The organism is Lishizhenia sp., assembly GCF_033720595.1.
Lineage (GTDB): Bacteria > Bacteroidota > Bacteroidia > Flavobacteriales_D > Crocinitomicaceae > Lishizhenia.
Map to the genome: position 1 here is coordinate 1 of NZ_JAWWCF010000096.1, position 11,097 is coordinate 11,097.

Sequence of the window (11,097 nt, forward strand, 5' to 3'; positions counted from 1 at the left end):
GATACAGCAGAAGGCTTGCTTCAAAAACAATCCCAAAATTTTGGAGCTACCTTTCGTATATATTTAAATGATTTGGCAGCTAGCAATGTGGCTAATCAAGGGAATATTAACAATGATACTTCTTATGTATTGGTGGGTACTAATTTGGGGAACTTGTGCAGTAATGCTAATGCTAACAACGAAAAACCGGTGAATATTACTGCGCGTTTGGAACGTGAGTGGCGATTACAGAATACCAACTTCGTAGACAATTACTCGGTAGATTTAACCTTAGACAATTGTGCCATTTTAGATAGTTCTAAGCTGAAATACCTTCGACTGTTAGTGGATACAGATGGAGATTTTACGAATGCCCAAGCCTTTGATGCAAGTGCTGGGGTTGACTTCGAATTGAACGGAAATGTGTTGAGTGTTAAAAACCTTTCCAATGCTATTTTCCCCAAAGATAGTACGCGTTTTTTTACTGTAGCTGTTGAAAAACCGCAAGTTGGCCTACAACCATTTGCGAGTCATATTTGTGTTGGAGATTCTATAGCTATGGTTTTCACTGTGAGTCAAGATACTGTAGATGTCACCTATTCTGATGGAACGAATGATTATCAAGTTCCGAATGTTTACGACGGGTATTCCATCATGGTCTCACCAACAGTTACTACGCAATATAAGGTCATTATTGAAAAAATCTTTGCGTGTTGTTCATATCAAATTGATGGAGATACAACGACCTTAATAGTAAAGAATAATCCAACTGTTACAACCAGTAATGACACTACCATTTGTAGAAACGCAACCGTAGCTATTTCAGCAGCTGGCGCTGGTACTGATAGTTATTTATACCATTGGTCGCATACCCAGAATACAGATTCTTTACAAAATGTTTCCCCCGTAAGCGATACCCTGTTTAGTGTATTTGTTCAAGATAATTACAGTTGTGTAACAGATACAGTTTTGATTAATATTCAACTTTATGACAGTTTAACGGCTAATGTGAGTTCTACACAGGATATTTGTCCGGGTGATAGTGCCTTACTAGAAGCCGAAGTTTTCGGAGGTTTGGGAGGTGATTATACTTTCAATTGGAGTACAGGTTTTACAACGGTGCAGGGCAATACTAGTGAGTTATATGTGAGTCCAGCAGATACTATGACCTACCAAATTAGTATAAATGATGCTTGTGAAACAACTCCTATAATATTGCAAACTACCGTCAACGTTTCCCCGGCACCTCTACCTATGTTTACCCTTACAGAGAATTATTTGTGTGAACCCGCAACTTTTCACTTGGTAAATGCAACTGATACTTCTACCAATTATACCCTAGAGTGGACTGTAGGAGGAAGCGATGTGCAAAGTGATAATATAGAAATATACACAGGGCCATGGTACGAAGGATTGTACGATGTAGAAATGTATTTAATTACAGATTTGGGATGTGAGCAGTATGTTAATTTTGCGGATACTTTGGTCGTTTATCCACTTCCCACGGCAAATTTCAATTTTTCACCTCAACCTACCACCATGTTCAATACAGAAATAGACTTTACAAATAACTCCGTAGGAGAGAGCTTTTATTACTGGAATTTTAGTTCGGGTAATCCTACTAATTCTAACGATGAAAATCCTACGGTTCTTTTCCCGGATGGGGTAGTGGCAGACTATCCTGTTCAATTAATTGTAGAAACCAACTTTGGGTGTCTAGATACTATAACCAAGGTTGTAAGTGTTTTGTCTGAAGTGATCATCTACGCTCCTAATTCTTTCACACCAGATGGAGACGAGTACAATGCAACCTGGAAAATCATTGCGGATGGTATAGATCCAACTACATGGAATCTTAGCATCTATGATCGTTGGGGAGAACTGGTTTGGTTGTCGAAAGATATTACTTTGGGGTGGGACGGTGCCTATAAGGGGGCTTTAGTTCCAGACGGTGTTTACGTTTGGAGGTTAGAGGTAAAAGACCTGTTTACAGATGCCTATTACCAATACGGGGGACACATCAATGTCTTGCGATAACTTTAATAATTGCTTTTATATAGGTCGGCCTGAAAAGGGCTGACTTTTAGTTTGCTATTCGTGCGAATAGTTTTAGGCTGCCCGGGCGCGCTATCCATTATAATCCGCGGTGGTTGCCCCCTTCAACTAAAGCCTTTCACAGGTTATCACCTGCAAAGCCTAAGTTTCAGTACGGCATCCCCCTGTGGGTTGTCATTCCTATCGCTGGCAGAGGGTGTTTGTATGTTCTCAATAAAATTTTGAAATTCCTTTAGGCTATCGAAAATTGATGGAAGGTTATCACAGTAAAAAAGCTATAAACAAAAAAAACCGACTCGTTTGAGTCGGTTTTTGCTGGCGGAGAAGGAGGGATTCGAACCCCCGATACCTCTCAGTATGCCGGTTTTCAAGACCGGTGCATTCAACCGCTCTGCCACTTCTCCGCGGCGAAAGTACTCATCTTTTTTATATTGACAAGTGATTTTTGGGAGTTTTTTTGAAGAAATTTTAGAGCTTTTTAATTGTAGCTTGAAAAAGAGTAGGTTAGGGGCAAAAAAAAGAGGAGCAAATTTGCTCCTCTTTTTCGTAGTTATTATTTCGACTTAGATTTTGAATAATCCTTCGTCTAATGTTTCGTTCAATTTAATAACGATGTTAGAGAATGTTACCGCTTGTGGTCCCATTACCTGCTTACGAGAAGTTGCGAACATAAATCCGTCAACAGCTTTGTAATCGCTAAATGTGTTTACCATCTCAGCTTTAGATCCGTCGGGCATTTCTACCATAACAACAGATTTCTCTAAAAGGTAAGTCTCAGCATTGAAGTAAGCTGTTTTTAAGTTTTCTCCAGAAGTGTACTGTACAACAATGTACTTTTTACCCTCTTCTTCCAAAGCTCCCATTACTTTAACTCCTTCACCGTCTAATAGGTTCATGTAGTCTAATCCTAACAAGTTAAACTCTGCGTGCTTTTCAGCCAATTCATCCGCCGTCATTTCATTTTTCACAGGACCAGCTTGTCCCATTCCAGATGTCATACCTTTTTCTGCGTTGAATACTTCTTTTTGAACTTCCATCCCCATAGAAGGAACAGATAATGAAGAGTAAGATTTTTTACCTTCCATCATGTATTCTTTCACAGCAAGTGCAAATGGAGCTCCTGCCATAGCAGCTTCACCTTCCATCGCGTATGTTTTAACTCCGTCTACTTTCGCTTTCGCTTCTTCTAATGAAGCAGTAGAAGTAAAGGCCATTAATGCATTGCTCAAAATGTCTGAAGCAGTCATGTCAACAGCAGTGTATTCTACTTTTTTAGAAACATTTCCAAAAGCATCGAACATTTCAATTTTACCATCAGCATCAAACTTCTTGATTTTGTCCAATACATCAGGAGAACCAACAACGATGATGTTCAAGTTGTTTGGAGTGATGTATTTTTTAGCAACTTCTAAAACATCTGCTTTAGATACAGCCATTAAGTTTTTCAAGTAAGTTTGGTAGTAATCAGCAGGCAAGTTGTTTCTGTAAGTACTCAATGCAAAACGTGCAATAGTCTGCGGTGACTCTAAAGAACGTGCAAAGCTACCAGACATAGACATTTTGTTTAATTCTAACTCTTCATCTGTTACTTCACCCTCTGTAATGTTCGTGAATTCGTGTAAGAATTGTACGATAGCAGAATCAGTAACGTCATTTCTAAAGTTACCAGAAGCAGAAATGTAGCTTCCGTATCTATCCACATCTAAGCTAGAGTAAGCACCGTAAGTGTAGGCTTTGTCTTCACGTAAGTTTTGCATCAAACGCGTTCCGAAACCTCCACCACCTAAGATTTTGTTCATTACACTCAACTTAATTTGATCAGGGTTACCTGGCATCATTTCAATTGGGTGAGCGATAGTAATTACAGATTGAACCGCACCTGGCTTCTCAACAAAAATTACTCTGTTTCCTTTAGGGAAGTATCCTTTGTTGAAGTTTGCTTTGTGTGCAGCTTCACCTTTCCAAGACCCAAACTTAGCTTCTGCCAAAGTTTTAGCCTCTTCTATTGTGATATCACCAACAATTACTAAGTAAGCGTCTTGTGGTGTAAAACTCATGTTAAAGTAAGCCAATACATCATCTCTTGTGATGCTTTTCAAGCTTTCTTCAGTCATGATTTCCCCGTAAGGGTTGTTGTTTGGGAATAAAGCTTTGCGCTCTGCATTGTTGGCCATTTCTCCTGGAGAAGATTTAGCAGATAACAATCCAGATTCGAATAACTTCTTGTTTCTTTCAAACTCACTTTCTGGGAAGTTTGCGTTCATTGTAATGTCTAACATTAACTCTAGACCTTTGTCCATGTGCTTTGTTAAACAAGAAAGGTATACACTAGAACTAGATGCACTTAAGTAGGCACCAATAAAGTCTTTTTCTGAATCAATTTGGTCTTTGGTACGGTTGCTCGTACCAGACATAATCATTGATGAAACAAAATCAGAAACCCCAGCTTTTGGTCCTTCTAAAATAGGATCACCTCCCATTACTAAGTTAAACGCTACTTTAGGTTGTCTGTGATTTTCAGAAACAATAACTTTAATTCCGTTGCTTAATTCAAAAGTTGCTGGTTCAGCAATATTGATTTGTGGAGCTTCTCCTGCTTTAGGTTGTACAGATCTGTCTAACTGACCGAAAGCGTACACACTACCTAATACAGCTAAGCTTAATATTATTTTTTTCATTTGATCTCTTTTTTAACCTCTTCTTATTTCGGTAAGTAATATAATTCTACTCTTGCGTTTGCAGCTAAGTATTTCTTTGCCACACGCATGATGTCTTCACGTGTAATTTTCTCGTAAGCTTCTAATTCGCTGTTGATCAAATTTGTATTGTTAAAGTACATGTAGTTGTTTGCTAAGTTTTCAGCAATTCCAGCAATTCTTCCGTTAGAAGAGTAGAAACTGTTTTCGTACTGGTTTTTAATTTTTTGGAATTCTTCCTCAGAAACTAATTCAGTACAAATTCTGTTGATTTCAGCATCCATAGCTGCTTTCAATGAATCGATAGACGCATCTTTAGAAGCAATACTTCCTACAACCGCCATTCCTGGATCTTCTAATGGGTAGATGAAAGAGAACGACTGAACTGCCAATTCTTTCTTTTCAACGATTTCTTTGTTCAAACGAGAACTTGCACCTGATGAAAGGATGTCCATTGCCATTTGCAAAGTGTAAGAATCTTCTGTGTTTTGCGCTGGTGCGTGGTATGAGAAGAATACACCTGGTAAAGTAATGTTATCGTAAACCGTATCAATAATGTTCGTTGTTAAAGGAGCCTCTGTTGCTGTTGGACGAGGAATAACAACTTCTGTTTTCTTCTTTGATTTGTACACTTTCTTCGCTGCTTTAGAAGCTGGCTTAGCAAAGTTTTGTGTGTTGAAATCAGCTCTAGATACTCCGTATTTCGCCATGAAAGTAGAGTCGGTCATGTTCTCAACATCTCTGTACAAGTTAATTGCTTCTCCTGCAGGAATGGTTGCGAAGTATTTTTCAATCAAAGCTTTAGTTTCTTTGATGTCTATATCTCCAGCAATAGATAAAACTGCGTTAGAAGGTACGTAGAAAGTTCTGTAGAAGTTCACGTAATCTTCTTCTTGTGCAGCGTCCAAGTGCTCCATGCTTCCAATAGGAACCCAGTTGTATGGGTGCTTTTTGAATAATCTTTTGAAAGATTCTGGAATGAAAGAAGCATAAGGTTGGTTATCTACTCTTTGTCTTTTTTCTTCCTTCACTACCTCACGTTGTGTTTCAATTCCTTGATTCTCAACTTTGGCGTGTAATAATCTTTCAGATTCTAACCATAATCCTAACTCTAATTGGTTAGATGGTAAGATTTCGTAGTAATACGTTCTGTCTTGAGAAGTATTGGCATTCAAAGTTCCACCGTTTTTTTCAACGATTTCTGAATACTCACCTCTTCCAATATTTTGAGTTCCTTCGAATAACAAGTGCTCAAAGAAGTGAGCAAACCCTGTTCTGTCTGGATTTTCGTTTTTAGATCCAACGTGGTACATAACTGAAACAGCTACGATAGGAGTGGTATTGTCTTCATGTAATATAACGTGCATTCCATTTGCCAAATCATACTCCACAAAATCAATCTTTTTTTCCTGGGCATTGGCAAAAAGTGTTGCCATACCTAAAAGTGATGTTGTTAAAATTCTTTTCATTGTAAGTTTTACATTTGTAAGGAGGCAAAAAAACAAATTAAAAGGCATAAATCAAATCCAATTATGATGATAGGTTCTTGTTGTTGATAAATCGCCTGTATATTTAAGTTTTTAACAAATTAAGCGCTATGAAGAAACTAATCTGTATGGGTGCATTGGCACTTTTGGCTTTTACGAATAAGGAAAACCCAACTTTACCACAATTGGATGTTTTTATGGATGAGTGGCATCAGGCGGCTAGCGATGCGAAATTTGAGGACTATTTCGGAGCCATGCACAACGACTTCTATTTTTTAGGTACAGCTCCGGGTGAGAAATGGAACAAAGCAGCTTTTGCCGAGTTTTCTAAGCCTTACTTTGATGCAGGAAAAGCATGGGATTTCACCGCCACCAACCGTCAGTGGTATGGAGATACAAGTACGGGGGTTGTTTGGTTCGATGAAGAACTCGATACCTGGATGGAAGATTGTAGAGGTAGCGGTGTTATGAAAAGGGTAGAAGGTGAGTGGAAGCTGAGCTATTATAACCTTACCGTTTTAATTGAGAACGAAAAGGTGAAAGAATTTATCAAACTCAGGAAAGCTAAATAGCTCTCCTGAGTAGTTGAGTCTTAGAGTGACATTACATCTTTGAACTTGATGGCTTGTCGTCTCGAAATTTCTATTTTCTCATCTTCTTCCAAGGTGATTTGTAAACCACCGTTGAACCAGTTTTCTATGTGTGTGATATAGTTGAGGTTAACAATGAACTTTCTATTCGCTCTAAAGAATTGCTCTGGATTGAGTCGTTCTTCCAAACTGTTGAGAGAGCGAAGTATCATCGGCTTGTGTTTACCAAAATACACCTTTACATAGTTTCCTTTACTTTCAAAGTATCTAATATCAGCTAAGCTTACATAAAAACACTTTTCGCCATCTTTTAAGAATACCTTGTCATTGGCATTTAAAACACGTTCTTTTCGGAAAGCTAGATTATTGCTACTTGCATAGTCATCGTCTTCCTTCAAGAGTTTATCCATCGTTTCATTCAAACGCTCAGGATCTACGGGTTTTAGTAGATAATCCAAAGCATTCACCTCAAAAGCTTTTATGGCGTGCTCGTCAAAAGCGGTGACGAAAATTACCTTAGGTATTTCTTCTAGTTTTTTAACCATTTCAAAACCATTCATACCCGGCATCTGAACATCACAGAAAATTACATCCGGTTTGTGCTCTTTGATAAGCGCTATTCCTTCTTCTGCATTTTTGGCCTCCGCTACAATTTTTAAATCTTTGTATTCAGAAAGTAAGTTTTGCATTTCGGCTCTTGCCAAACGTTCGTCATCTATTATAATTGCTTTCATACTATGTGTTTGAATAGTTAATATTGATCTCTGCACACACTTTATCCTTCTCCTCAGTTAAGCTAAAATTGGCGTTTTGTTTATAGTGTAAAAAGAGTCTTCGCTTGGTGTTTTCTATTCCAATTCCTTCGCGTCTACTCGTTCTTATTTTTCCAGTGTTTTCCACCCTAATGCGTAGGTTGTTGTCCTTGAAATGAATTCCCACACAAACCTCTCCGCCATCTATAGATTTACTTATTCCGTGCTTTATGGCATTTTCCACTTGCGTTTGTATAATAAAAGGAGGGATAACGATATCCATGGGGGCGTTCACATCCCACACCACGCGCAGTCTTTCCTCAAAGCGTATTCCCTCGAGTTCCAGGTAGCGTTTACATAAATCTAACTCTTCATTTAAACTAACGTTACTTTTCTTCCCCATTTGAAGGGAGTTTCGGAGTAAATTAGAAAGTGTGGTTACACTGGTTTTTGCTGTAGCCGGTTCAAGGTCTATTAAGGCGCGTATGCTGTTTAAGGAATTGAATAAGAAATGTGGATTGAGTTGTTCTCTTAGGTTTTTGAGTTCAATTTCTGTCTGACTCGCGTTCAATTTCAAATTCTCCAGTTCCTGCACCCTTGACTTATTTACCAAATGGTAGGTAATATAGAAGGTAGACCAAGACATAAAAAAGATGGAGTAAACAACAGCTTTAATTGTAAAGTCTAAAAAATCAAAGGCTTCTTCTGTTTGACCAAGAATAAGGTATTCTACAGAGCTCAAACTAAGGAGAAAGATATAGGAGATAAAAATAGAGGTTGGTATTACTCTCCCCAATAAAGGAAGGAACTTTAAGTTCAACCAATTGAATTTGATGAAAATACTACGCAGTAAGTGACTCAAGGCAATGAATAAGACAACCATTGCGGTTACAAACAAAAGGTTTTCTCCCTTAAGTCCATCGGTTTCAGAAGTGTAGATGATAATCATTAATATGATACCAAAAGCTCCCCATCCGAGAAGTTGAAATACCCAATATAGACCACTAGCTTTGAACATAAAACAAATGTAAGATTTAATTGATTTAGAAATAGAGGCAAAGGATAATCGGCTCAATCGACCTTTAAAATCTTCAAAATTTGGTAGTAAAGGTTACTTTCTGTGAATTTTTACTTAACAAATTGTAAATATTACCTAGGTAATTATACTTTTGCAATATGAAAATTGAAGAGTTAGTGAATTCTAAATTCAAGAATTCTACGCACAAAGCAGTAATTAATATTAAATACACAGCCAATTGGTTAACAGCACAGTACAATTGTAAATTGTCTGATTTTGGTTTGTCGTTACCGCAGTTTAATGTGATGCGTATTCTAAGAGGGGCAGGAGAAGAAATAAATGTGAAGTTGGTGAAGGAAAGGATGATAGAAAAATCTCCAAACACCACACGTTTGTTTGATAAGTTGGTGGAGAAAGAATTTATTGCACGTAGAAGATGTGAACACGACAGGCGAGTGGTTTTCTTACAAATTACATCAACGGGTTTGGATGTTTTGGCAGAAATAGATGTCATTTTAGCACAAATCAATCACGAGAATAATTTAACGCAACAAGAAGCAGAAACCTTGAGTATTCTATTGGATAAACTCAGAGGTTGCGATGTTCAGTAATTACAGTTAATACCGCTGCTATGCCCAAAATGGAAGTAAATGCCTCAAGAGAGGATGCTATGGTAGTTCGTGTTACGGCTCGAGATAACTATCTCTTGGCTGATGCGACAGAAAAGGATGGAGGCAGTAGCAAGTATGCCTCACCAAAGGAAATGTTTATGGCATCTGTTGCCAGTTGTAAGGTGATGACCGTTATGCTGTATGCCCAGCGCAAAGGATGGGAAGTAGAAGATGTGCAAATACATTTAGAGTTTTCTCCACAATACGGTAGAGATTATGTGATGTACCAACGCATTGAGATTATTTCTGACTTAGATCAAGAAAAAATAGATAGACTCAAAGAGATTGCAGAATTGTGTCCTGTAGGTCAATATATGAAACAGGGGATTACTTTTGTAAACCAATAAAATCAGGAAAAACGATATGAGATTATTTTTTACGAGTGTAATGTTACTCTTTACACTTGTTGGATTATCACAGGCCAAATACGAAATCAATGGTAGTGTTATCGATTCAACTACCCAAAAACCATTAGAATTTGTAAAAGTTGTAGCACTAACTGTATCCGATTCTTCGGTAGTCAAAGGTGCATATACAAATGCGACAGGAAACTATACTTTAACTGGGTTGAAGGCTGGGAATTACCTCTTGCAATTTACTGCATTTGAATACGATGCTAAATATCTTACTGTAAACTTAGAGAGTAAACGCTTAAACCTAGCTCCTTTTGCTTTGGTTAAGGCCGATTATATTTTAAAAGAAGGAGTGGATATTATTTACGAAACGAAAGTTTTAGAAACGAGTATTGATAAGAAGGTTTACGACCCATCTCAAGATTTATCTACCCAAGCAGGTACGGTTTCGGAAATGTTGAACAATGTTCCCTCGATAGAGGTAGATCAAGATGGAAACATTTCTTTGCGCGGTAATCAAAACGTTACCATTTTAATAGATGGATTACCGAGTAATTTAACCGCAGATAACTTATCTTCTCTTCCTGCGAGTTCAATTGAGCGCGTAGAAATTGTAACGAACCCTTCAGCAAAATATGATCCAGATGGAACAGCTGGTATAATCAATCTTGTATTGAAGAAAAACAAATTAAGAGGTATGAATGGAACTGTTAATGCTTCTGCAGCTTCAGGAAATCAATACAACTTAAATGTTAGTGTTAATGCGAGGACAGAAAAAGTGAATGTGTTTGCTTCCTATGGATTAAGGTATTATGAAGGGTACAGAAATCATTACAGTGATTGGTACAGAGATTTAGGAGATACGAATTCTTATTTACGACAAGAAAGAAGAGGTACAGATTTAAATGTGAATCATACAGCGCGTTTTGGTGTTGATTATACCCTAAACGAGCGTCAAACACTTAGTTTTTCTGCTACAGGTAATGCAGGTGTAAGAGATAGGTATGGAAATCAGTTTAACTACCAATATTTTAATGATGATTTAGATTATTACTGGAACAGGGAGGCTTATGATCCAAGAGATAGGAGTAGCTTGGATTTGAGAATGAATTACCGTTATAAGTTCAAAGAAGATGGAGGTGACTTAAAGGTTGCAGCCAATCAATCTTGGGGACAAAGTGATAACTCAGGAGAATACATTCAACAGTATTATACGGATGAGGATGTTGCAATTGGTCAGGCCACTTACCAGAATATTGATAATTTAAGTGAGAATTCACTTTCGACCCTGGCGTTAGATGTAACCAGAAATTTAAAGAAGAAAAGAAAAATAGAATACGGAAGTAAATTCATCTTAAATACAAACGATAAAACTGCGTACTCAGAGAGTTTTGATACCGTGTCTATGCTATTTACCCCAGACACGAATATCAACAATCAATTTGTGGTGAATCAGAATGTGTTTTCAGCTTACGGTATATACGGGCAGCAATTAA

9 protein-coding genes and 1 tRNA gene are annotated in these 11,097 nt (G+C 37.7%); 5 read left to right on the forward strand and 5 right to left on the reverse strand.

Translation table 11 applies throughout. The features are described from left to right. On the forward strand, positions 1-2,016 hold a 2,016-nt coding region (locus R3333_RS08240; protein ID WP_318958312.1), incomplete at its 5' end, for a gliding motility-associated C-terminal domain-containing protein. A gap of 334 nt (positions 2,017-2,350) precedes the next feature. Here R3333_RS08240 and R3333_RS08245 read toward each other — a convergent pair. The 3 genes from R3333_RS08245 to R3333_RS08255 form a co-directional block, all read right to left on the reverse strand. Continuing rightward, positions 2,351-2,438 (reverse strand) — tRNA-Ser (locus tag R3333_RS08245). 159 nt (positions 2,439-2,597) lie between these two features. Next, positions 2,598-4,712, reverse strand: a complete 2,115-nt coding sequence (locus R3333_RS08250) for a pitrilysin family protein (protein ID WP_318958313.1) — start codon at positions 4,710-4,712, stop codon at positions 2,598-2,600. Positions 4,713-4,735: 23 nt separating this feature from the next. Beyond that, entirely contained in the window at positions 4,736-6,199 is a 1,464-nt protein-coding gene (locus R3333_RS08255; RefSeq protein WP_318958314.1) for a pitrilysin family protein, read from the reverse strand. Between the two features lie 128 nt (positions 6,200-6,327). On the opposite strand from R3333_RS08255, the gene R3333_RS08260 reads away from it, so the two are divergent. Continuing rightward, the gene (locus R3333_RS08260) at positions 6,328-6,789 is read left to right on the forward strand and encodes a nuclear transport factor 2 family protein (RefSeq protein ID WP_318958315.1); all 462 of its coding nucleotides are present in this window, start codon (positions 6,328-6,330) and stop codon (positions 6,787-6,789) included. A gap of 20 nt (positions 6,790-6,809) precedes the next feature. On the opposite strand, the gene R3333_RS08265 is transcribed toward R3333_RS08260, so the two are convergent. Next, complete coding sequence (locus R3333_RS08265) at positions 6,810-7,541, reverse strand: LytR/AlgR family response regulator transcription factor (RefSeq protein ID WP_318958316.1); 732 nt, start codon at positions 7,539-7,541, stop codon at positions 6,810-6,812. A 1-nt stretch (position 7,542) separates the two neighbouring features. Beyond that, a complete protein-coding gene (locus R3333_RS08270) occupies positions 7,543-8,577 on the reverse strand; it encodes a sensor histidine kinase (RefSeq protein WP_318958317.1) in 1,035 nt (344 codons plus the stop codon). Between the two features lie 158 nt (positions 8,578-8,735). Between R3333_RS08270 and R3333_RS08275 the strand changes: the two genes are divergently transcribed. The 3 genes from R3333_RS08275 to R3333_RS08285 all read left to right on the forward strand — a co-directional run. Then, on the forward strand, positions 8,736-9,188 hold the full coding sequence (locus R3333_RS08275; RefSeq protein ID WP_318958318.1) for a MarR family winged helix-turn-helix transcriptional regulator: 453 nt from the start codon (positions 8,736-8,738) through the stop codon (positions 9,186-9,188). 20 nt (positions 9,189-9,208) lie between these two features. Then, complete coding sequence (locus R3333_RS08280) at positions 9,209-9,595, forward strand: OsmC family protein (RefSeq protein ID WP_318958319.1); 387 nt, start codon at positions 9,209-9,211, stop codon at positions 9,593-9,595. Between the two features lie 16 nt (positions 9,596-9,611). After that, a partial coding sequence (locus tag R3333_RS08285) for an outer membrane beta-barrel protein (RefSeq protein ID WP_318958320.1) occupies positions 9,612-11,097 on the forward strand: 1,486 nt, incomplete at its 3' end.

Bases quoted from the DNA above. Each gene is read 5' to 3' on its own strand.
- R3333_RS08250 (WP_318958313.1), bottom strand. From the start codon at position 4,712: ATGAAAAAAATAATATTAAGCTTAGCTGTATTAGGTAGTGTGTACGCT.
- R3333_RS08255 (WP_318958314.1), bottom strand. From the start codon at position 6,199: ATGAAAAGAATTTTAACAACATCACTTTTAGGTATGGCAACACTTTTT.
- R3333_RS08260 (WP_318958315.1), top strand. From the start codon at position 6,328: ATGAAGAAACTAATCTGTATGGGTGCATTGGCACTTTTGGCTTTTACG.
- R3333_RS08265 (WP_318958316.1), bottom strand. From the start codon at position 7,541: ATGAAAGCAATTATAATAGATGACGAACGTTTGGCAAGAGCCGAAATG.
- R3333_RS08270 (WP_318958317.1), bottom strand. From the start codon at position 8,577: ATGTTCAAAGCTAGTGGTCTATATTGGGTATTTCAACTTCTCGGATGG.
- R3333_RS08275 (WP_318958318.1), top strand. From the start codon at position 8,736: ATGAAAATTGAAGAGTTAGTGAATTCTAAATTCAAGAATTCTACGCAC.
- R3333_RS08280 (WP_318958319.1), top strand. From the start codon at position 9,209: ATGCCCAAAATGGAAGTAAATGCCTCAAGAGAGGATGCTATGGTAGTT.